Below are 22,419 nucleotides of genomic sequence, written 5' to 3' on the forward strand. Positions count from 1 at the left end.
TCGGGAAAAACGATGGTATGCTGCGGCTACAGTGGAGTGGCTCAACTATCATCACCTGCTTTATTTCTGGGTCGTCGCGCGAGAAGGGAGCATCGCGCGGGCAAGCCAGGAGCTGCGGCTCGCCCAGCCCACCATCAGCGGACAGATTCGCGCCCTCGAGGAGGCGCTCGGGGAAAAGCTCTTCGTTCGCAGCGGCCGGCACCTCGTCCTCACCGAGGTCGGGCGCGTCGTTTACCGTTATGCCGACGACATCTTCTCGCTCGGCCGCGAGCTACTCGACACGGTCAAAGGCCGACCGACCGGCAGGCCGCTCCGGTTCGTGGTGGGCATCGCGGACGCCCTGCCCAAGCTCATCGCGCACCGCCTGCTCGAACCGGCCCTCGACCTCGAAGAGCCCGTGCGTATGGTTTGTCGCGAGGACAAGGCCGAGCGGCTGATCGCGGAGCTCGCCCTCCACAACCTCGACATGGTGATCACCGACGCCCCGCTCGGCTCCGGCATGAAGATCAAGGCCTACAGCCATTTGCTCGGCGAATGCGGGATCAGCTTCTTCGCCGCGCCCTCGATCGCGCTCGACACGCGCAGGCCGTTCCCGGGCTTCCTCGACGGCGCGCCGTTCCTCCTGCCTGCCGAGGGCACCACGCTCCGGCGCTCGCTCGAGCAATGGTTCGAATCCGAACGAGTTCGTCCGCGCATCGTGGGCGAGTTCGACGACAGCGCGCTGCTCAAGGTCTTCGGCCAGGCCGGCGCGGGCGTGCTTGTCGCGCCTTCGGTGATCGAAAAAGAGATCCAGAACCAATACGACCTTCGTGTCGTCGGCCACACGGAAGCCGTGAAGGAACGCTTTTACGCGATCACCGGCGAACGAAAAATCAAAAACCCGGCCACGAACGCGGTCGCCAGCGCTGCGCGCAAGAACATCTTCGGCTGAGCCCGCCCCTCATTTCCGCGCGAAATACCTCTCCACCGCCTCCACGAGCCCCTCCATCGTGCTCGTCTCCGCCGTCACGGCGACCTCGATTCCCCGTGCCCGCGCGCTCTCCGTCGTGATCTCGCCAATGCTCGCCACCGTCACGCCCGCGAGCAGCTCGCCCGCCCGCGCGCCGAGCGCCGCCACGAGCCCTTCCACCGTGCTCGTCGCCGAAAGCAGCACCACATCGATCGATTTCTCCTCGAACCGCTGCACGAGCTCCGCCGTCCGCTCGGGCCCGGCTTTGCGCGTCTCGTACACCGGCACGACCCGCACCTCGCAGCCCGCCGCCCGCAGCATCTCGGGCAGCGCCTCCCGCGCCACGAGCGCGCGCGGGATCACCACCCGCACAATCTGATTGTACGACAAACGTTTCCGGATTTCCTCGTCCGCCAGGATCGCGGCCGAAAGTCCCTCCCCGCGAAAATCCTTGGCTACGATGTCCGCGCGAATTCCCCGGGAAAGCAGCGCCGCCGACGTCCCCGTCCCGATCGCCGCCACCTTCGCGCGGCCAAAGGCCCGTGCGTCGAGGCCCTTCTCCGCGAGCGCCGCAAACAGCCGCTCCACGCCATTCTCGCTGGTGAACGCGACCACGTCCCAGGCGCCGAGCTCCGAAACGAGCGCCGAAACCACCGAAGGATCGGGCGGCGGACCGATCTCGATCGCCGGCCACACGTAGGGCTCGGCCCCTCGCTCTCGCAGCCGCTTCGCCACCGATTGCGCTTGACCCCGCGGCCGGAGCAAAGCCACGCGTTTCCCGAACAGCGGCCGCGTATCGAACCAGCGCAGCGCCTCCCGCCGCGCGGCCACCGCTCCCACGAGCAAGATCCCCGGGCTCCCGAGCCCCGCCGCGCGCGCCTTCGCCGCGATCTCCGCGACCGTCCCCGTCACGACCCGCTGCTCGGCCCGCGTCCCCCACTGGATCACCGCCGCCGGCGTCTCCGGGGTGCGTTTCGAAGGCCCGAGAAGCCCCGCCACGACCTCCTCCAGGTTGTGCATCCCCATCAGCACGCAAATCGTGCCTTTCACGCTGGCGAGCTCCGACCAGTCGTATCCCGCGCCCGATCGCATCGTCCCGCTCACGAAAATCACGCTCGACGCGAGATCCCGGTGCGTCAGGGAAAACCCTGCGTACGCCGTCGCTCCGAGCGGCGAGCACACGCCGGGCACCACCTCGAACGGCACGCCTGCGCGCGCGAGCGCCTCCGCCTCCTCCGAGCCTCGGCCGAACAGGTACGGATCGCCGCCTTTCAGCCGCACCACGCTCTTGCCGGAGCGCCCGAGCCGCACGAGCTCCGCCTCGATCGCCTCCTGTTTGGCCTGCTTCGAGGCGCGATCCGAGCCTCGTTTGCCCACGGGCATCACGACCGCGTCGGGCCGCACGCGCAAAAGCAAGGCCGGATGAATGAGCTCATCGTGCAGCACGACCTCCGCGCTCGATAGAAGCTCGGCCCCACGTTCGGTCAAAAGTCCAGGATCTCCGGGGCCTCCGCCCACGAGGTACACCGTCCCGGGCGCGGCGGCACGTGCCGCGGATCGCGTAAAATCCCCGCCTTCTTCGCCTTCTGACCGATTTTTCATGATCCCCGCGCGACCTTTCCTCTTAACTCGATTGCCACATCCTTGACACAATGCGCAATTCGCCTAGATTCCGCCCATCACATCCCTTCCTCGTTGGGGATCTCTGCTGCTGTATGCGATCCATCAAGCTGCTCACCGAGCCCAGCGCGGGCGTCGTCGACCGATGGTACGTGTCCGATGGGGCGACGGCGGTCGGTCCTGTCGGCATCGAGCTCATCGCGCGGGGCCTCGAGGCGGGAAAGGTGCCGCTGGAGAGCTACGTTCGTCACGAGGCGTGGAAGGTGTGGCGACCTCTCTCGGAGCTCGCGGTGATCTCGGTCGACTCCGCGGCGCCCACGCCGCCCTACCATCCTCGCCCCGCGGAGACCATCCCGGGTAGCCTCGGCGACGACATCACACAGCCGGGTCGGCCCGTCTTTCCGGACGAGGTGATGCCGCAGGACGTCCTCGCGGGCGCCGCGGACCTCGACGACGCGTTGCTGCTCCTGTTCAACGCGGCCGTCGTGCGCACGGGCGCCGATGCGGGGCTCGTGCACGTGGTGCGTCCCGGCGGAGCGGTTGTCCTGTACGCACACGGCCCCTTCGCGCGCGACATGATCGGCGAGCGCACGAGCCTTGTGGATCCGGCGCTCGCTGCGGCGGCGGAGGGCAACACGGTCGTCGCCGAGCCCTCGCCGGGCCCCGCGGGCCAGGCGGTCCGGGATCGGCTCTTGAACCTCGGCATCTCGTGCGACGCGGCGTGGATGGTCCCCGTGCTCACGGGTGGCCGCCTTGCTGCGTCCATCGAGCTCGGCCGCAAGGCGCCGCGCATCCGGGCGAGTGAGCTCGCGGTCGTCGAAGCTCTCGTCGACGCCCTTTCGTGCCGCGCCGATCACGACGGCTGGTGATCAGGCCGGGAGATCCCGGCCGAAAGAAGCAGTTTCTGGAGGTGAGGACGGGATTCGAACCCGCGTATGACGGTTTTGCAAACCGTTGCCTAACCGCTTGGCTACCTCACCGCGGTTGGTAGGGGCGCGTTTTTGCCCCATCCCGCGCCCTCTGTCAAGCGTCCGTGCACGACACCTTTCAGGTGATCCCCGCCACATCCCCTGAAACCTTTTCGGCGCCGCGCCTCGATCCGGTACGATGGTCCGTGCAGGGCGAGCGGAGAACGGGCATGCGTGCGATCGTCGGATGGGTTTGGGCCGCTTGCCTCCTCGCGGCGCCGTCGTTTGCCCTGGGACAGGGCATCACGTCCACGCCTCCGCGCCGTGTCCAAGAGGACCCGCGGGGAGCGGACGCGACGCAGAAGGCGACCAAACCCGACCCCGGACCGAAGCCCTCGGACGGAGGCGCGGCCAAGGACCCGGCGAAGGACGCCCCGAAGCCGCCGAAAGAGCCGCCGCCCTCGAAACCCACGCTGAAGATCGAGCTCCACGGCGGCGCCTGGCTCTTCTACTACCAGCCCTTCCAGCCTCCCGAGGAAAAGCCATTCCTCCGGATGCACGTCGCGCACCTGAATTTCGACGGCTCGATCGGCGATTTTGGCCTCTTCTTCAACGCGAGCGTGCGCGACACGCGCATGCGCGAGTTTTACGAAGGCCCGGCGTGGATCGAGGAAGGCTATTTCTATTACAAGCACCCGCGCGTCACGGTGAAGGTCGGCAAATCGTACAGCCACTTCGGCCTCTTCTGGGACAACTCGTTTTTCGGGCCCATCCATTTCTACGACGGCATCAAGCTCGACCCGAACTACGGCATCTCGATCGAGGGCAACGCGGGCAACGAGACGGGCCTGCGGCTCGCGTATTTCGGGCAATATTACCTCGTCGACGGCCGGACGAACGGCTCGTACGTCGGGCGCGACACGATCAGCATCCCCGGCGCGAGGCGAAGGCACATCGCGATCGTCCGCGCCGAGCCGGCGTATTACTGGAACAAGGACACGTCGCTCGTCCTGGGTGTGTCCGGGCAATACTTCCAGGCGGACATCCCGGCGCTCGCCGGGAAAAACCGGGACGTGCTCCGGTTCGCCCTCGACGCCACGATCAACATCGGCCCGGTGAGCGTGTGGGGCGAAGTCATGCGCCAGCGGGGCCAGAGCGTCACGGACTGGCCGATCCCGCCCACCCCGGCGACCGCCACGGCGCCCGCCGTCCCCGGCGTCGCCTCGTCACGGAACGACTATCTCCTCGTCGGCGGCGAGGCACGCATCTGGAAATTCGTGGCCCGCTACAACGTGAGCGGCGTGCGATACCAGGACGTCGGCTACACGGAGTTCATGCATCAGCCGGGCCTCGGCTACAACATGAACGACCATCTCCAGTTCCTCGTGGAATACGCGCACTGGACGCAGCACCCCGCCCCGGGTGTCGGAAAGTTCCTCGACCAGAGCGTGGCCACCACGATTCACGGATATTTTTAGGAGAGCCCCCCCCCGGGCGGTTCCTCACTTCACGCAGGCGCCGCTGTTGGCACAGGCGAAGTCGTCGCAATCGACGAAGGGATTGCCGTCGTTGCTGATGCCGTCGCTGCACTCGGCGAACGAGAGCTCGTGGCCGCAGACGGTGATGCTCGGCTTGCGGCTGCAGGAGTTGTCGGCGCAATCGACGAACGTGTTGCTATTGTTGTCGACGTTGTCCGAGCACTCGGCGTCGTTCGCCTCGGGGCAGATCGTGACGTCGGGGTTCAGCGAGCAGCCGAAATCCGCGCAATCGATGAAGTTGTTCCCGTCGTCCGTCGCGCCGTTCGAGCACTCCGCGTTCGCCAGCGCGGTCCACTCGTTCGGCGCCGGCATCGGGTTCGCCGGCACGTTCGCGTTGCACACGATGATGCCCTCGCGCTGACAGCCCGGATCCTCGCAATCGGAGACCCCGTCCTTGTCATCGTCGAGCCCGTTCGCACAGAAGACGTTCGAATCCTCCTTGACGAGGTTCTTGCACGCCGTCACGTCCGGGTTCACGAGGCAGGCATTGTCGCTGCAATCGATGAAGTTGTTGCCGTCCTCGTTCTGCCCATTCGTACACGCGTCGTTCGCGAGCGACTCGAACTCGGCCGCCATCGGCATGGGGTTCGCCGGCTGGTCGCCCGTGCAGACCACGATGCCTTCGGCCTGGCAATCGGTGTCCAAGCAATCGCTCTTGCCGTCGCCGTCGTTGTCGATCCCGTCGGAACACCGGCCGTTCGACCATTCACGCTTGCAGAACGCGAGCGCCTGACACGCCATCTCCTGGCAGTCGGTTTGCCCATCCATGTCATTGTCGATCCCGTCGGAGCAGAGCGGGTTCGACGCTTCCTGGATCTTCGCGCACGGCGCGACGCTGTCGCAGTTGAAGTCGTTGCAGTCCTTGAAGCCGTCGCAATCGTTGTCGACGCCGTCGCTACACGCTTCCGTGGTGTTCTCGTCGCCCGTCGGCGTGCACATCGTGCCGCTCGACGACGAGCTGCCCGGCGTGCCCGTGCTCGACGTGGTCATTCCGCCCGAGCCCATGCCGCCCGACGCGCCCGCGCCACCTTCGCCGCCCGACGCGCCCGCGCCACCTTCGCCGCCTTCGCCGCCGATTCCGGTCGTATTGTTCCCCGTCGCGCGACACGCCCCGAGCCCGAGGCCCAAAGTACCCGAAAGAATCAAAGCAACGTACGTCTTCGACTTCATGACCCGTCTCCTCGCCGCGGCCTTTTGATTGCCACGACCAAGCTCTACCCTTCGTCCTCGGCCTCCGCCTTGTCGCCGCGCAGCCCGAGCGCTTTGCATTTCTTGTAAAGGTGGCTCCGCTCGAGGCCGAGCCCGCGCGCCGTCGCCGCCATCGCCCCGCCATGATGCGCGAGCGCCTCCTCCAGGATCCGCCGCTCCGCCTCCTCGGCGAGCACCCGAAACGGCGTGCCCGGACGAAAGAGGCCCGTCGGCGTCCCGGCCGAGGCGCCGCCCAGACAAACCCGCACGTCCTCCGCGTCGATCTTCGCGTCGGGCGTCAAGATCACGAGCCGCTCGATCAAGTTCCGGAGCTCGCGCACATTGCCGGGAAAACCATACCCCGTGAGCACCTCGATCGCGCCCTCGGTCAGGACCATGCCGGGCCGATCGTTCGCGGCCATCGCGAGGCCCAGGAAATGCCGCGCGAGCAGCGGTACGTCCTCGCGGCGCGCGCGGAGCGGCGGCAGCGCGAGCGGCACGACGTTGAGCCGATCGTAGAGGTCGGCGCGGAACTCGCCCTTCTGGCCAGCGGCTTCGAGATCGCGGTTCGTCGCGGCCACGACACGCACGTCGACCTTGATCGTCTCGTGTCCACCGACACGCTCGATCTCGCGCTCTTGCAGCACGCGGAGCAGCTTCGCCTGCATCGGCAGCGGCATGTCGCCGACCTCGTCGAGGAAGAGCGTGCCGCCGCTCGCGCGCTCGAACTTCCCGCGCCGTTGCTTCGTCGCGCCCGTGAACGCGCCGGCCTCGTGCCCGAACATCTCGCTCTCGATGAGCTCACTCGGGACCGCGGCGCAGTTCATCTTCTCGAGCGGGCCCTTCGCGCGCTTGCCGGCGATGTGGATCGCGCGCGCCACGAGCTCCTTGCCCGTCCCGCGCTCCCCGGTCACGAGCACCGTCGCGCTCGCCTTCGCGGCCCGCGCGATCTGCTCGCGGAGCGCCACCATCGACCGGCTCTCGCCGATGAGCTCCCCGAGCTGCCCCGCCTGCGCCCGCAGCGCGCGCGCCTCGGCCTCGGCCCGCACGAGGCGCAGCGTGTTGTCGAGCACGAGGAGCAACCGATCGGTGGAGAGCGGCTTCTCCAGGAAATCGAGCGCGCCGAGACGCGTGGCGCGCACGGCGGCGTCGATCGAGGCATGGCCGCTCATCATCACGATGGGCAGGTCCGATCCCCCGACGCGGACTTTTTCGAGCAGCGACACGCCATCGCCGTCGGGGAGCGCGACGTCGAAGAGCGCGATGTCGTAACTCTTCTTGGCGAGCTTCTCCTCGGCGATGCGGACGCCGCCGGCGACGTCGACGGTATAACCTTCGAGCGAGAGGGCCTTCTGGAGCGTGGTGAGGATGGAGGGCTCGTCATCGACGACGAGCACATGGCCGCGCGGCATCGGCAGACCCTAGCACCCGTCCGCCGGGGGTGGGACGGCCCCACGCCGAACGCCCCCGTCACGGCACGGGTTCGAACGCGAGCTGTAACGAAGCTCCGCGAAGTGGACGTGGAGAAGCGAGCGACCGGAGGGTGTGGGGGGTCGTGGGAGGCACCGCGATTTTTCGCGCAGCGATGAACCGCTTTCAGGTCGGGCCGACCCGCGTTCCGCACGTTGGGGATGTACGAACGTGGTTCGCTTCGTGATACGTTCGAGATCCCATGCCTGCCGAGATCCTTCCGACCGCAGAAGGCGATCTCGGGCGAACGCCCTTCGCACACCTGCTCGTCTACGCGCTGGACAAGCAGCTCACGGGCGCGCTTTTTCTGCGCGAGGCGTCGGGCATCGAGCATGCGATCCGCCTCGAAGCGGGCGCGCCCGTAAAAGTTCGTCCGGGCGACGGGCACGCGATGCTCGGCGAGATGCTCGTCGAAGCAGGCGCGATCGACGAGACCACGCTGCGAGGCGCACTCTCGATGCACGGGCTACTCGGCGATGCGCTCTTGCTCGCGGGGTGCGTCGAGCGCGACCTGCTCGAGCAAACGGCGGCGCGTCAGTTCATGATGCGGATGACGCGGCTCTTCAGCCTCGGCGCCGACACCACGTACAGCTACTTCGACGGCCGCACGGACCTGCTCGACGACGCGGCGCCGACCGCGACGATGCACCCGCTCGCGGTTCTCTGGGCCGGCGTGCGCGCCCACGCGACGGCCTCGTCGATGATGACCGAGACGATCGAACGCCTGCGCGACGTCACGATCCGCATCCACCCCACGGCCGCGATCGAGAGGTTCGCGCCGACGACCGAAGAGCGCGAGATCCTGGATCGGATCCGGACGAGCGAGCTCGCACTCGCGCAGCTCTTCACCGCGGGCTTCGCGCCGGAAGAGACGCTTTGCTGGATGGTCTACGCGCTCGTGATCACGCGCTCGCTCGATCTCGGCCTCGGCACGACGCCGCTCTGCGCGGAGATCCCGCCCGAGCCGCAGCCGGCCGCGGCGCGTCCCGTGACGCTCGCGCGGATCCGCCTGCGCGCGGCCTCGCATCGCATGGGCGCGGCAGCGCCGGATCTCGCGGGCGACGGCGAGCGTTCACGCGTGCAACCGCGCCCGCGGAAGCGCGGTCGTCCGAGCGCGTTCACGCTCGCCGCGCGGCGCGTCGGCACGCCTCCGCCGATGGAGGCCGTGAGCGAGCGGCCGTCCGGGGCCGCCGTGACGGAGCCGCCGCCGTCCGCGGTCGTCGAGACAGACCCTTCGCCGCCGAACGTGCCGAAGCCCGTCGCGGCCGAACCTCCTTCCGACGCTTGGGGGCGACGCTCGGACGAGCCGAGCTCTGCCCCCAAACCCCCGGCAAGCGACACGGAGAGCGACAAGGCGCCCACCGTGCCCATGCCGCCGGAGGGCCAACCGGACGCCGCGCGCCCGGCGCATGCGCTCTACTGCCTCGCGACGTCGCGCATCGCGGAGCGTGATCTCGCGGGCGCGCTCGCGGCGTGCCAGCTCGCGCGTGAGGTCGATCCCACGCAGCCCGACTATGCCGCGCTCGCCGTGTGGATCCGCTCGCTCGTCGGCGGCGCGGATCTGCGCGCGCGCGTGGCCGAGCTCGACGCGCTGCTCGAAGCCCGCGAGGACCACACGCAGGCCTTGTTCTACCGGGGATATCTGCGCCGCCGGATCGGCGACGAGCCAGGCGCGGTGCAGGATCTCCGCCGCGTGCTCGACCTCGATCCGGACCACCAGGACGCCGCGCGCGAGCTCCACCGGATCGCCATGGGCAAACCGGCGAAGCGGCCGAGCGGCTATTTCCGGATGTAGCTCCTCACTCTGTGAAGACGAGCCGACGAGCCTCGCGAAGGGCCCCGCACGTCGATGGAGGCGTGCCAGCACATCGTGGAGCCCGTACCAGCAAACGCTGGTTCGGTCGCGCGAAGACGTGGAGCGGTTCGTTCGAGGTGATGGGCGGTGTGCACGCCGCGCTGGCGCGAAGGTACGGATGCGGCGGGAAGGCGCAACGTCGCTTGAGCTATCCGCTGCGATGTGACTACCTTGCCGCGCATGACGACAGGGGACGATCGATCTCGACAAGCTCGTGCGCACCCTGGCGAACCGGGACGTGACGCGCACAGAGGCCAACGTGCAGAGCGGCCTGCATGCGCTGCTCCTCGCGGCGCCGCTCTCCTTGGAAGAAGAACAGCTACGCGATCTCGACGTGGTGCTGGAGCAGCAAGCGGGTGCTCGCAAGCGGATCGACGTCGAGGCCGGTCTCTGCGTGTTCGAGGTCAAGCGCGACCTGCGCAAGGGCAACGTGCGGCAGGAGGCCGAGGCGCAGCTCGCGGGCTACGTCGCCTCGCGGACGCAGGAGATGGGTCAACGGTACGTCGGTGTATTGACCGACGGCGCGGAATGGCGCCTGTACCACCTGAAAGGGGGCGCGCTGCGCCTGGTCTCGTCCTTCACGGTCGACCCGAGCAAGCCGGATGTCGAAGGGCTCTCGGTGTGGCTCGAGGGTGTGCTCGCCACGAGCGCGAAGATCGCGCCTACGCCCCAGGAGATCACGCGCCGCCTCGGCGCGGATAGCCCTGGGCACAAGCTCGATTTCGCGGAGCTCTACGGGCTTTATGCACAGCACCGCGACGAGCCGACAGTGAAGCTCAAGCGCGAGCTCTGGGCGCGTCTACTTACCACCGCGTTCGGCACGGGATTCAGATAGCGACGAGCTGTTCGTCGAGCACACGCTCCTCGTGACGACCGCGGAGGTGATCGCGCATGCCGTCATTGGCCTCGACCCCACTGCACAAGATGTCTCCGCGGCCTCGCTCGTAACCGGCCAGCTCTTCGCCGACGCGCAGGTGCACGGCGTCGTCGACGCCGATTTTTTCGATTGGATCGTCGAGGTCCCGGAAGGGGACCGCTTCATCAGGGTGCTCGCTCGTCGCCTCGCGCGTTTCGCCTGGCGCGACGTCGAGCACGACGTACTCAAGACGCTCTACGAGAGCGTCATTTCGACGGAGCAACGCAAGCAGCTCGGCGAATACTATACGCCCGACTGGCTCGCCGATCGTATCGTCGACGTGTCCGTGAAGGACCCGCTGGACCAGCGCGTGCTCGATCCGGCGTGCGGCTCCGGTACCTTCCTCTTCCACGCAATTCGGCGCTACCTCGACGCCGCCGACGCGGCAAAGCTCGACAATGCGACCGCCCTCTCGGGCGTGACCCGGCATGTGTTCGGGATGGACATCCACCCCGTCGCCGTGACGTTCGCCCGCGTCACCTACCTCCTGGCCATCGGCCCCGCGCGTCTCCAGGCGGATGATCGGCCAGCGCTCTCGATTCCCGTGTATCTCGGCGACAGCATCCAGTGGGGACAGGAGCGGACCCTGTTCACGGGCAACGCGCTCGTCATCCCGACGCTCGCGGGGCATCTATGGTCGACCGAGCTCCGTTTTCCCGAGCGGACGCTGGCCGACGTGGGCCAGTTCGATCGACTCGTCGCGGAGCTCTCCGAGCTGGCAAGCATCCGCCGTGCGCGCGGAGCACCAGTCCCGAGCCTCTCGTCTGTCTTCCGTCGCTACGCCGTCCGCTCCGATGATCAAGCCATCATCACCGATACATTCAAGACGCTCTGCCGGTTGCACGACGATGGCCACAATCACATCTGGGGATATTACGTGCGCAACCTGGCGCGCCCCGTCTGGCTCGCGAGGCCAGAAAATCGCGTCGACGTGCTGATCGGGAACCCCCCATGGTTATCCTACCGCTTCATGACGGCGGCGATGCAGGCCGAGTTTCGCAAGCTGAGCGAGGAGCGCGGATTGTGGGCCGGCGCCGCGGTGGCCACCAATCAAGACCTCTCCACATTGTTCGTCCTTCGTAGCATCGAACGTTATCTCTGTCCGGGCGGCCGCTTCGGCTTTGTCCTGCCCTGGTCCGTCCTGCGCGGGCGGCAACACGCCGGGTTTCGAAAGGGGCGTTATTCCCTCGTCCAATCGAAGGACCTGACGGTATCGTTTGAAGAGGCCTGGGACCTCCACGCGGTGAAGCCCTCGTTTTTCCCGGTTCCGAGCTGTGTGATTCTCGGAGAAAATGCAGACGAGCCCGCGGCGCTCCCCTCCTCCGTCGAGCGATGGTCGGGGCGGCTGCCGCAAACCAATCTGGGATGGGAGACCGCGAAGAGGCACATCACTCGCGCAGAGGCTTCGGTCCGCGAGGCCAAGGATGCGACGCCGGGCAAAGGCTCGCCGTACGAGGAGCGATTCGCACAGGGAGCCACGGTCGTCCCGCGTTTCCTGCTCGTCGTCGAGCAGCGAGCGGCCGGGCCGCTGGGCTCGGGTGCCGGTCGGGTTCCCGTCCGCAGCCGGAGGAGTCCGAACGAAAAGGCGCCCTGGAAATCGCTCGCTTCACTGGAAGGGAACGTCGAGCGCCAGTTCGTGCGATCCATGCACCTCGGAGAGACCGTACTGCCTTATCGGACGATCGCGCCGCTCAAGGCCATCATCCCCTGGGACGGCAAGCGCCTCCTTCACGGTCGGGACGAGCGCCTCGGGCTCTATCCGGGGCTCGACGATTGGTGGCGGCACGCTGAGTCGCTGTGGGAAGCGCACCGATCCAGCGAGCGCCTTTCCCTGATCGAGCGCGTCGACTACCACCGCGGACTCTCGAACCAGTTCCCGATCCCGCCGCAGCGTGTCGTTTACAATGCAAGCGGCATGTACCTGGCAGCCGCCATCATCCGTGACAATGCCGTGGTCGAGCATAAATTGTACTGGGGGACGGCGAGTAGCCTCGAAGAGGCACGTTATCTGGAGGCCATCCTCAATAGCAACGTCGTTACCGAGCGGTTGCGGCCCCTCCAGGCGCGTGGCGAGCACAACCCACGCGATTATGACAAGTACGTCTGGCACCTCCCGATTCCCCACTACGAGCCGGACGATGAACGCCATAAGCGACTGTCGAAGCTGGCCGAGGAAGCGGAGCGGATCGCGGCCGGCGTCGCGCTTCCCACGGGCAAGCGCTTCGAGACGATGCGAGGCCTCATCCGCAAAGCGATCGCCGCGACCGAAACAGGCCGGCAGATCGAGGAGGAAGTCGCCGCGCTGCTGGGATAGACGGCGCGTCCTCATCGCCATGTCACTCGGACCCTCTCTCCCCTCGCCCCGATGAAAGGAGCCCTTATGCCGATCGCATTGACCCCCGAACAGCAGACCATCCTGGAAGAGACGCGCGCCGCCTCCACGCCCGCCGAGTTCGAGGCGTTGCTCGTCGCCGCGCAGCCCGAGACGGACAAGATCGTGCGCGAATCTCTCGCGCCGAACCAGCCGATTGGCGTGACCCTGACGGAGCTGCGCGATCTCTTTCTCGCCGTCACCCAGCACGCCCCGAAGCTCGACGCGCACAACTACAAGGCCGAACGCCGCGCCCTGTTCCGCGACGCGATCCGCCTGCTCGAGACGGCGCACCTTTGGTTTGGCGAGGGCCACCGCACCGGCGCGTTCCGGGTGCGGACCGTCGCGGAGGTCGTCGAAGCGAGCCGCCCCTGGCGTGCGCGCCTGGCCGCCTATGGAGAACATGCGTTTGCCTTCGAGCCGGAGATCGCGGACGTCTTCGGCGACGTGAACACCACGGGCACGCTCGACGAGGAGGTGGACGATCTGCGTTTGCTCCTCCAGGCCGCGAAGCAACACCAGGGTGCGCTCGCTGCGGTTGGGATGAGCGACGATTTCGTGAAGCAGGGCGAAGGGCTCCTGCGCGAGGCCGAGAATCGAGACCTGCTCGGCGTGCTCGGGCTGCGCAACCAGGAAGAGGCGATGTTGCTGCGCAACCGGATCCTGACGTACGCCGTCCTGCTCGGACGACAAGCCCGCGCGGCGGGGGTCAATGCGTGCTTCGACGACGCGGAGGCGCGGCGGAGGTTCGAGGCGACGTCGTTCCGAGAGGCGCTCCGGCGGCTACGGCCGAAGCGGCGGGGGACCAAGGAGGAGCCCACAACCCCGGACGGGGCCCCCGCCGATAGCTGATTCCACGGTTCGTCAGGGCGCGAGACGGACGCTGAAGAGGTCGGCGCCGTTCATGGTGGTGAGCTTCTCGAGCGGATTGCCGAGCTCGAGCTCCGTGTAGAACCCGCCGACGACGATCACGGTGCCCTTCTCATCAATCCCCAGGTCCCAGCCGAACTGATTGCCCGCGCCGCCCAGCGCCTTGGCCCAGAGGGGCAACAGGTCCGTGCCGGCGAGCTTGACGACGAAGGCGTCGGTCCCGTTGGGGGCAGGAAGCACCTGGCCATCCACGTCGAGCATGCCTCCGGAGTAACGCCCGGTCAGTATGATGTGCCCTGCGCCGTCGGCGGCGACGCCGATGCCGCGCGTCTCCGTGTTCGTGCTGCCGATACGCTTGCCGCGAACGGGGGCGCCATCGGCCGCGTTGAACTCGGCGAAATACGTGTCGGTGCTGCCCGACACATTGATGGAGTCGGACCCGAAGTCGACGGAGCCCGCGAAGCGCCCCGTGACGAGGACGTTCCCATTCGGCGCGATGGCCACATGGTTGACGTTCTGATCGTTGGACGGGCCGACGAATTTGCTCCAGAGATGAGCGCCGTCCTGCTTGTCGTACACGGCGATGATGCCGTCTTGGTTCGAGCCGTAGCCGGGGTTCGACGAGCCCCCGAGGTTCACGTTGCTGCTCGTCTGGCCGACGATCACCGGGTGGCCGTCCTTCGTAACCGCGACGCTCCAAGCTCGCTGGTCCCCGCCCGTGATGAACGCGCGGCTCCAGCGGTGCGTGCCGTCGGCGTCGAAGCTCACCACGTAAATGTCGTCGTTGCCCCCGGGATTGAACGAATCGCCGCCGAAGCTGAACTCGTCATCACGAATGTATCCGGTGACGAACAGATTTCCGTCACCGTTCACCGCCACGCCCTGGGCCGTCTGCGTGCTCGTCGTCCCGAATCGCTTGCTCCAGACATGCATGCCCATGGCGTCGAGCTTCACGACGAAGATGTCAGCCCCCGGGCTCGGCGTCGTCAGGTCGTCCCCGCCGAAATCGATCGTCCCGCTGAACTCGCCCACGAGGATGACATTGCCCCCCGTGTCGATGTCGAGCGCACGGACGACACCGTACGCCGTCGCAGGGTACGCTCTCTCCCATTGTTTCACGCCGGCCGCGTCGAATTTCGCGACGTAGGCGCTGCCCGCCGACACAGTAAAGAAATCGTTGTCGAGTGTGCCGTCGATCACGCCCGCGATCACGTACCCGCCGTCGGGCGCCACCGCGACGTCGAAGATCGTGTCGTCCATCGGCGCCGAAATCTTCCCCGGCGGCGAGAAACTACCCAGGGGCGCGCCCGTGCACATCGCGATGGCCGTGCCGTCGCAATCCTCATCCGCCGGCGTCGTGCAATCATCGAATGTCGGCGTACAGCAGACGGCCTCATCCGCATCGCCAAGCCCATTGCAATCCTCGTCCCCGGGCAGACTGCAATTCTCGGCAGACGCAGGCACGACTTGGCCCTCGCAGGTGCTCCACTCCATGCCGTTGTCCCCGCAAACCTCCGTGCCAGCCTTGCAGAGGCCGACGCCCTCCGTGGCAGCAGGCCCCGAATAACACGGCCTCGTCTCGCCCGGGGCGCACATCACGCCGCCCCCGCCCGTGCCACCCATGCCCCCCGCACCCGCTGTCCCCCCCGTGCCCCCCGCCCCGCCTGCGCCCGCCGTCCCCCCCGAGCCGGCCGCGCCGCCCGCCTGCACGGGGAGCGATCCATTCTCATCGAACCCGCACGCGAGTGGTACCGCGGAAAGACCGAGCACGGCGAGCAGACCTAACGAGCGACGAATCCGACGATCCGCGTGGGGCATGAGCATTCTCCTGTGCGAAAAGCAATACGCGCCGATAACGCGCTGGGGGAGGAATCGACTCTACGGGAGCCCGGCGGCCGAATCAATCGGCCCGCGCCCACGATCCGACCACGGGTTGACGCTGGCGCGTTCCGGCATCATCGCCTCGACGTGCCCCGCCTCTCCGCCCGCGTGCACCTGCCATCCGGCCGCGTAGCGCGCCTCTCCGACGAGGCCGCTCGGCGCGCCAAAACACGCGCCCGCACGCCCGATACACGCCCGGGCGGCTGCCTGGAAGCGCTCGCGATCCTCGAAGCCGAGAACGTCGCGAAGACCGACGCCGGCGCGCCGCTCGACGCGCGCGGTTTGTCCCTGCGTGACTTCCACGTGCTCCGCGCGCTCCTGGTCCACACCGGCGTGCAAACGGAAGAGCTCGCCGAGCTGCCTTGCGAGAACTGCAGCGAGGTTTTCCGTGTGGTCCCTTCGCGCCTGCTCGAGATCGCGCCGTTCGTCGACGGCGAGCTCGACGACCCCGAGCTCGACGCGCCCTTCGATCACGAGGTGGCCCACGCGATCCCGGCCATCCGCGTGGGCACCGAGCTCGCCCGCTCGATCCGCATCTCCGCGCGCACGGTCGAGGAAGCCCTCCCGCTCTTCCGCGCCGAGTCCGCGCAGACACGCATCACGCCCGCGCTCGTCGTCGCCATGGGCATCACCGCGCTCGGCCGCGAGCGCCGCGCCTCGGCCATCGCCAAGGCGCTCACCGAAGCCCCGCCCGAGGCCTACCAGGCCGTCGCCGATCTCCTCTACCAAGCGCACTATTCGGCTCGCCTCGTCGCCGTGCATCGCTGCGCCGCGTGTGGCGCGCGAAACGATCTCGACGTCCCCTGGCATCGCGAAATCCCTTACGAGGTCGGCGAACCTCGCAAGTCACGCCGCGCCTTCCCGGACCTCGACACGTTCGAGGCGATGGTCACGGAGGCCGCCGAGCGCATCTACCGCGCGCGCGGCGTGCGCAACATCGACCTCATCGTCGACGACGGCGTGCCCGCCTGCGACGACGGCGGCGAGCCGCTGCTCGGCTGCTACACGCCCGGCGGCACGGACGCGACGCTCGGCATCCCACGCGCGCCCGAGATCCGCTTGTTTTACCGGACATTTCAGACCGAGCACCGCCGCGATCGTTCGTTCGACGTGGTCGCCGAGATCGACGAGACGATCGACCACGAGATCACCCACCACCTGCATCACCTCGCCGGCGACGATCCACTCGACGAGGAAGAACACGCGGTGATCGAGAAGGAAGCGATCCGCAGGATCGGCAAGCGCGAGGCCGCGCGCCGCGCGGGCCGAGGCCTCGCGTCGGACCTCGCGGGGTTCGTGCGAACGACATGGCCGCTCTTCGTGATCGCGTTCGTCGCCACGTATTTCACGTTCTGCCGTTGAAAGAAGCGAGCCAGCTTGACCTCGGCCCCCGCCCGACAAGAATGGCCTCGTCATGCGCTCTGCCTCGATCCTTCGCGCGATCCTCGCCTCCTCGATCGCGCTCGTCGCCGCCTCGGCCGCGAGCTCGTACGTGCTCGCCCAGACGGCTGCGCCGGCCGACGGCGACGCTGTCGTCGCGAAGGTTGGAGTTCGAACGATCACGGTACGCGAGGTCGAGCGCAGGCTCGCCACGATGCCGCCGTTCCAGCTCCGCTACTTCGGCAAGACGCACGACGAGATCCGCCGCAAGTTCGTCGAAGAGACCGTCCTCAAGGAGACGCTCTACGCCGAGGGCGCCGAGGCCGCGAAGATGCGCGAGCTGCCCGAGGTCGCCGAGCGCGTTCGAAGCGTGCTGCGCAACGCGATCGTCTCGCAGATCCGCGCCGAGGTCGCCGCGCAGGGCGGCGTGACCGACGAAGAGGTGCGGGCCTACTACGACGCGAACCGCGACAAGTACCACGCGCCGTCGCGCGTCGCGATCTGGCGCATCCTCGTGGCCACGCGCGAACAAGCGCTCGACGTCATCCAGAAGGCGAAGGCCGACCTCTCGCCGAAGCGCTGGAACGAGCTCGCGCGTGATCTCTCGCTCGACAAGTCGACGAACATGCGCGGCGGCAACCTCGGGCTCGCGGCGCCGGATGGAACGACGACGGACCCGAACGTGAAGGTCGACGTCGCGCTCGTGAAAGCCGTCGAGGGCGTGAAGGACAGCGAGCTCGTGCCCGAGCCCGTCGCCGAAGGTTCGTCGTGGGCCGTCGTCTGGCGGCGCCAGAGCATCAAGGCCGTCGATCGTCCGATCGAGCTCGAAGCGCCCTCGATCAAGCAGATCCTGATGCACGAGCGCACGCAGAAGAAGATCCAGGAGGTCGTGGCCGCGCTGCGCAAGGAGCACCTCGGCGAGACGAACCCCGACCTGCTCGAGATGCTCGGCGTGAGCGCGATGGGCGAGATCACGCCGGCCAAGCGCCCCGGCACCTTGCCCTCGTCGCGGCGCCCGGCCGCAGGCCCGCCCGCGCCCTCGCAGACGCCCGCGGGCCCGCGCTGACGCGAGCGCGCTCAGGCGAGCGCGATCGCCAGGAGCAGCCCGAACGCCGAGACGATCGCCGAGATCACCGCGACGACCGTGCCCGTGCGCCGCGCGCGCGCCGCCGCATCCTCGGGCAAACCATAGACCCCCTTGAGGAGCGCGTCCGAAGCCCGACCCGGCACGCGCATCGAGAGCGCGAGGACCTCCGCCGCCGCCTTCGCGCCCCGCGATCCGAGCATCCAGATCGCGCCGAGCGGACCCGTCATCAGATCCCAGCCGCAGGAGTACAGGCCAAACCTTAGCGCGCGCCTTCGTTGCGGCCGCGCCCCCTGCTTTCGCGCGCCCGCGTCGAGCGCCGCGCCGTGGCTCGCGTGCGCCACGACCATCCAGAGCGCGAGCGCAGGCACGCCGATGACGAACCACTCGATCGCCCGCACGCGCATCTCCGGATCACCGATCACCTGGAGCGCCAGGTTCGGCAGCGCGAGCGCGGCGAGCGGCAGGAGCATCGCCACCATCGAGCCGACCGCGAGCATCTCGGCCACGATCGCGAACCGCACGGCCGGCGGCAGCGCGCCGTCCGGCAGCGCCGAGAAAAACGCGTCCGCGCCCTGCGTCGTCGCGAGCGCCGTCCCCCAGAGCCGCGACCACGCCGTCCCACCCGGGCGTTCCCACGGCACGATGGCCATCACGCCCGAGGCCGTCTCGTCCGCGGGCGTGCACCCCGAGCAATCCGACTGACCACAGATCGTGCAGAGCACGGCCGCGGGCACCTCGAAAGCATCGGTGTCGGACGAGTCCGCTCTCGGCCGGACGCGTTGCGCGCTCATCGGTGACTTGGCCATGGCGCACCTCCGACGGACCCGCCCCGCGCCGCGCGAAGAAAACCCGCCGCCCACAGAATACGCGAGCGCCTCGGCCGTGTCGACCCGAGGCGGCCGCAAAAGGCCTCAATGCAACATCTCGTCGCCCTTGCGCGCCTCCTTCGAGCGCAAGTCATCGACGCGCCCGCCGAAGCGCGTCGACGCGCCGAGCGCGAGCAAGCCGAGCACGAATGTCACGTGCAGACCGTACGCCCACGCGAAGCGACGAGGCAGGTTGCGCGTGCTCTCGGGGACCACGGCGACGCGCATGATCACGGTCATGATCACGATCGCCGCGAGGAATCCGACCGCGAGGCGCGCGCCGCGCATCGCGTGGATCGAGCGGCGCGAGAGCACGAGCGGGAGCATCACGATCCACGACACGAAAGGCGCCCACATCCACTGCAAGCGCTCCGCGAACCCGAATCCCGTGAACACATGGAGCTCTGGCGCGGTCTCGCGCATCCAGGGCAGAAAAAACGCGACGAGTCCGAGCGCCGCGATCATCACGAGCGGACCGCGTCCGCGGCCGACGTACGTGAACGGCAACGTCTCCATCTCGGGCGGCACCGGCTCCTCGTCTTCGAGGGCCTCGCGCGAGGGCGGCAGCTTGCGGATGTCCTCCAGCGCGAGGCCACACTCGGGGCAGACGCGCGCCTCCGAGGGCTCGAACATCTCACGGCAGAAGGGGCACGCGACGAGGGCAGGCATCGGGCGGCGGGGAGTTTAGCGCGCGCCGGGTTCCCAGCGCGCGCCCCAACGTTTACAAATGCCCCACCATGTCGAAGCGACAGAAGCTCGAAGACGACGCCATCGCCACGTTCTTCGCCGCGCACGCAGGCTGGTCGCGCGCCGGCGAGACCATCCAGAAGACCTACAAATTCCCTGACTTTTCCACCTCGCTCGCCTTCGTCGTGCGCGTGGGCCTCGCAGCGGAGAAGCATGATCATCACCCCGACGTCCACCTCGGCTGGGGCCGCGTGACGGTCGTCTGGTCGACGCACGACGCCGGCGGGATCACGGGCCTCGACACGGAGATGGCCGAAGCGACCGATCGGCTCTACGGAAGCGCATGAACGAGGATCCGACGCGGTGATGGAGTCCCCTCGAGAAGCGCTCCTCGCGCGGCTCGGGTTGAGCGGCGAGCTGCCTCATCTGGAGGAGGCGCTCACGCACCCGAGCTTCTCGAACGAGCAACGCAAAGGCGCGTGCGCCGACAACCAGCGGCTCGAATTCCTCGGCGACGCGGTGCTCGGACTCTGCGTGGCCGAGCTCTTGATGCTGCGTTTTCCCGGCGCGGACGAGGGCGAGCTCTCGCGGATGCGCGCGGCCCTGGTGAACCCGAATCCGCTCGCCACGTGGGCGCGCTCTGTCGAGCTCGGCGCGGCGCTCCGGCTCGGTCGAGGCGCGCAAGCTGCAGGCGAGCGTGACCGCATGAACGTGCTCGCGGACGCGGTCGAGGCGATGATGGGCGCGATCTACCTCGATCGTGGGCTCGACGCGGCGCGCGTCTTCGTGCACGCGGTGATCGCCGAGCCGCTCGCGCGCCTCACGGAGGGCCCCGAGCGCACGCGGGATCCGAAGAGCGAGCTGCAAGAGCGTGTGCAAGCCACGGGCGGCCCCTCGCCCCGCTACCGCGTCGTGCGCGTCGAGGGACCGCCGCACCACCGGGATTTCACGGTCGTCGTGGAGATCGACGAGCAGGTCGTGGGCGAAGGCCAGGGCCGTTCGAAAAAGCTCGCGGAGCAGGAGGCCGCGCGGGCCGCGATCCTGCGCTTGTGGTCAGGTGACGCGGACGCGGCGAGCGAAGTATCTTCGGGATCCAACGAGTCCGAGGTTCGTCCGTCCAACGGTGCCCTCCCGCGGACGGAGGATGCCTGAGACATTCTGAGGAGGTTTTCGCAGATGCGCCGGATCGCGCTCGCCGTGCTTGTGACGCTCGCGCTGGTCTTCACCGTTCTGCCGGCGTGGGCAGGCAGTTATCTCGACCGCGCCGCGCTCCTACTCGACGGGGCGCGCAAGGAAGGGGACATGCTCCAGCCCCGTACGTTCGACAAGGAGCTCGTGCTCGTCGTGAAGGCGCTGGCCGAGGCGCGCGCGAAGGTCGGTCGCAAGATGGAGGTGCCCGCGGCCGTGACGAAGGCGCACCCGCACCTCTTGCTCGTGCTCGCGAACTACGAGCGCGCGGCGGCCGCGGCCGAGGACGGCAACTTCAAGAAGTTCATGGAGCACCTGAGCACGGCGCGTGACGAGGACCGAAACTTCCGCGCGATCATACGGGAGCTCGGCTACACGCTGCCGGACGTGAACACGAAGAAATGAGCGGCCGCGCAGGCCTGAAAACGAAACGGGCCGCCTCGAACGAGGCGGCCCGTTTTGCTTTGGGCGTCGCTCGTTCCTAGAGGACGAGGCCGACGTCGAAGGCCAGCGTGTACTGCCGGGGAAGCCCCTGGAACTTGTTCACCGTGGCGGCCGCATCGTCGTTCGGATCCGGCGTGGGGGCAAACGAGGCCTCGTCCTGGTTCGCCTCCTCGGGATCGATGACGTCGGTCACGAAGTGCGCGCCGATGCGCACCATCTGGAAGCGGAACTGCAGGCCCGCGTCGATGCGGTGGCGCGTCATGCGGACCGGATCGAAGACGACCGTGTTGTTGAAGTCTGCGCTCGTGCCCGTGGCGCAGACAGGCTGACCGTCGCGGGAGGGCCTGCTCGGATCGGGCGTGGCCGGCGAGTTGCCGCCCCGGTAGCCGCAGTAGTTCAGCGCGTCGGTGTTCGGCGTGAGGTCGATGAGGCCCGAGTCGCCGAAGATGCGGAGGAACGAGTAACCGACGTACGGCGTGAGCACGACGCTGCCCGCGATCGGGATGGGCTTCGAGAGCTGCGCGTCGGCGGCCGCGACCGTGAGCTGAAACTCGGGGTTGCCCGTCAAGGTCGTGACCGAGCCGCCGACCGCGATGTCCGGGAAGATCGCGGGGATGCCCGTGCGGAAGCCTTCGAGCAGCGCGATGCGCACGTCGGCGCCGAGGATGCCGATGTTCGAGTTCGCCATGAACCCGATCTTCGTGCCGAGCTCCACGCCGAGGATGCCGAGCGGCAACGACAGCGGCGCGAAGCCGTAGCGGGTCTTCATCGAGAAGACCTGGAGGAAGTTGTCAGGCCCGGTGTTGCGCGTGGAGAAGAGCTTGTTGTTCGGGTCCTGCTTGCCTTGCGTCCCGAGCTCCCAGTATTGCGCGCCCGACGAGATGTTCGTGAACGCGCCCTCGAACGCGAGATCGAACCCGCCGTAGCCGGTCGTTCGCGCGGGATGCATCGCCGTCGGCGCAAGCGCGAAGCCCCACTCGCCGATGAGTTTGGCGAAGGCGAGATCGTCGGTGCCGCAGCGGGAATAGCCCGACTGCGGGTTGTAGTAGAGGCCGCCGTTTCCGCCCGGCGCGCGGCAACTCTCGTCCGTCACGAGGCGCGCGAGGGCGGGGTCCATCGTGTCCGCCTCTGCCTGGCGAGGCACCGCCACCGCCGCGACGAGCGCGGCAGCTGCCGCGATCCACCCGAATCGACGCATACC

19 protein-coding genes and 1 tRNA gene are annotated in these 22,419 nt (G+C 68.1%); 12 read left to right on the forward strand and 8 right to left on the reverse strand.

From position 1 onward, the window contains the following. The first annotated feature begins 31 nt into the window (after nt 1-31). Nucleotides 32-931: a transcriptional activator NhaR gene (gene nhaR, locus KEG57_RS02390; RefSeq protein WP_272418258.1), complete on the forward strand. Its 900-nt coding sequence runs from the start codon at nt 32-34 to the stop codon at nt 929-931. Between the two features lie 9 nt (nt 932-940). Here nhaR and cobA read toward each other — a convergent pair whose 3' ends face one another. Further along, a complete protein-coding gene (gene cobA / locus KEG57_RS02395; RefSeq protein WP_272418257.1) occupies nt 941-2,551 on the reverse strand; it encodes a uroporphyrinogen-III C-methyltransferase in 1,611 nt (536 codons plus the stop codon). 113 nt (nt 2,552-2,664) lie between these two features. Between cobA and KEG57_RS02400 the strand changes: the two genes are divergently transcribed. Further along, nucleotides 2,665-3,438: a hypothetical protein gene (locus KEG57_RS02400; RefSeq protein WP_272418256.1), complete on the forward strand. Its 774-nt coding sequence runs from the start codon at nt 2,665-2,667 to the stop codon at nt 3,436-3,438. Nucleotides 3,439-3,474: 36 nt separating this feature from the next. On the opposite strand, the gene KEG57_RS02405 is transcribed toward KEG57_RS02400, so the two are convergent. Continuing rightward, nucleotides 3,475-3,549 (reverse strand) — tRNA-Cys (locus tag KEG57_RS02405). A gap of 158 nt (nt 3,550-3,707) precedes the next feature. On the opposite strand from KEG57_RS02405, the gene KEG57_RS02410 reads away from it, so the two are divergent. Continuing rightward, nucleotides 3,708-4,955 (forward strand): hypothetical protein, encoded by a 1,248-nt coding sequence (locus KEG57_RS02410; RefSeq protein ID WP_272418255.1) that lies wholly within the window; start codon nt 3,708-3,710, stop codon nt 4,953-4,955. Between the two features lie 24 nt (nt 4,956-4,979). On the opposite strand, the gene KEG57_RS02415 is transcribed toward KEG57_RS02410, so the two are convergent. Then, nucleotides 4,980-6,185, reverse strand: a complete 1,206-nt coding sequence (locus tag KEG57_RS02415) for a hypothetical protein (RefSeq protein WP_272418254.1) — start codon at nt 6,183-6,185, stop codon at nt 4,980-4,982. Nucleotides 6,186-6,229: 44 nt separating this feature from the next. Next, nucleotides 6,230-7,615 (reverse strand): sigma-54-dependent transcriptional regulator, encoded by a 1,386-nt coding sequence (locus tag KEG57_RS02420; protein WP_272418253.1) that lies wholly within the window; start codon nt 7,613-7,615, stop codon nt 6,230-6,232. 260 nt (nt 7,616-7,875) lie between these two features. Here KEG57_RS02420 and KEG57_RS02425 point away from each other — a divergent pair, with 260 nt between their 5' ends. The 4 genes from KEG57_RS02425 (at nt 7,876) to KEG57_RS02440 (ending at nt 13,667) form a co-directional block, all read left to right on the forward strand. Next, nucleotides 7,876-9,468 carry a hypothetical protein gene (locus KEG57_RS02425; RefSeq protein ID WP_272418251.1) on the forward strand — a complete coding sequence of 531 codons (1,593 nt, stop codon included), beginning with the start codon at nt 7,876-7,878 and terminating at the stop codon, nt 9,466-9,468. A 274-nt stretch (nt 9,469-9,742) separates the two neighbouring features. Continuing rightward, nucleotides 9,743-10,363, forward strand: a complete 621-nt coding sequence (locus tag KEG57_RS02430; protein WP_272418250.1) for a hypothetical protein — start codon at nt 9,743-9,745, stop codon at nt 10,361-10,363. A 31-nt stretch (nt 10,364-10,394) separates the two neighbouring features. Further along, nucleotides 10,395-12,758, forward strand: coding sequence for an N-6 DNA methylase (locus KEG57_RS02435; protein ID WP_272418249.1), 2,364 nt, complete (start codon nt 10,395-10,397; stop codon nt 12,756-12,758). A gap of 51 nt (nt 12,759-12,809) precedes the next feature. After that, the gene (locus KEG57_RS02440; protein ID WP_272418248.1) at nt 12,810-13,667 is read left to right on the forward strand and encodes a hypothetical protein; all 858 of its coding nucleotides are present in this window, start codon (nt 12,810-12,812) and stop codon (nt 13,665-13,667) included. 12 nt (nt 13,668-13,679) lie between these two features. On the opposite strand, the gene KEG57_RS55420 is transcribed toward KEG57_RS02440, so the two are convergent. Then, nucleotides 13,680-15,455: an SBBP repeat-containing protein gene (locus tag KEG57_RS55420; protein WP_272418247.1), complete on the reverse strand. Its 1,776-nt coding sequence runs from the start codon at nt 15,453-15,455 to the stop codon at nt 13,680-13,682. A 198-nt stretch (nt 15,456-15,653) separates the two neighbouring features. Between KEG57_RS55420 and KEG57_RS02450 the strand changes: the two genes are divergently transcribed. Continuing rightward, nucleotides 15,654-16,928, forward strand: coding sequence for a metallopeptidase family protein (locus KEG57_RS02450; protein ID WP_272418246.1), 1,275 nt, complete (start codon nt 15,654-15,656; stop codon nt 16,926-16,928). A gap of 52 nt (nt 16,929-16,980) precedes the next feature. Beyond that, nucleotides 16,981-18,012, forward strand: coding sequence for a peptidyl-prolyl cis-trans isomerase (locus KEG57_RS02455; RefSeq protein ID WP_272418245.1), 1,032 nt, complete (start codon nt 16,981-16,983; stop codon nt 18,010-18,012). Between the two features lie 11 nt (nt 18,013-18,023). On the opposite strand, the gene KEG57_RS02460 is transcribed toward KEG57_RS02455, so the two are convergent. Further along, entirely contained in the window at nt 18,024-18,839 is an 816-nt protein-coding gene (locus KEG57_RS02460; protein ID WP_272418244.1) for a hypothetical protein, read from the reverse strand. Between the two features lie 105 nt (nt 18,840-18,944). Then, entirely contained in the window at nt 18,945-19,568 is a 624-nt protein-coding gene (locus tag KEG57_RS02465; protein WP_272418243.1) for a zinc ribbon domain-containing protein, read from the reverse strand. 68 nt (nt 19,569-19,636) lie between these two features. Between KEG57_RS02465 and KEG57_RS02470 the strand changes: the two genes are divergently transcribed. Genes KEG57_RS02470 through KEG57_RS02480 form a run of 3 tightly spaced genes read left to right on the forward strand, consistent with a single transcriptional unit; the run spans nt 19,637 to nt 21,179 of the window. Continuing rightward, the gene (locus KEG57_RS02470) at nt 19,637-19,933 is read left to right on the forward strand and encodes a 4a-hydroxytetrahydrobiopterin dehydratase (protein WP_272418242.1); all 297 of its coding nucleotides are present in this window, start codon (nt 19,637-19,639) and stop codon (nt 19,931-19,933) included. Nucleotides 19,934-19,952: 19 nt separating this feature from the next. Further along, nucleotides 19,953-20,738: a ribonuclease III gene (gene rnc / locus KEG57_RS02475; protein WP_272418241.1), complete on the forward strand. Its 786-nt coding sequence runs from the start codon at nt 19,953-19,955 to the stop codon at nt 20,736-20,738. 24 nt (nt 20,739-20,762) lie between these two features. After that, nucleotides 20,763-21,179 carry a hypothetical protein gene (locus KEG57_RS02480; RefSeq protein WP_272418240.1) on the forward strand — a complete coding sequence of 139 codons (417 nt, stop codon included), beginning with the start codon at nt 20,763-20,765 and terminating at the stop codon, nt 21,177-21,179. Between the two features lie 76 nt (nt 21,180-21,255). On the opposite strand, the gene KEG57_RS02485 is transcribed toward KEG57_RS02480, so the two are convergent. Continuing rightward, a complete protein-coding gene (locus tag KEG57_RS02485) occupies nt 21,256-22,416 on the reverse strand; it encodes a hypothetical protein (protein WP_272418239.1) in 1,161 nt (386 codons plus the stop codon). Between the last annotated feature and the right edge of the window lie 3 nt (nt 22,417-22,419).

The organism is Polyangium jinanense, from assembly GCF_028435365.1.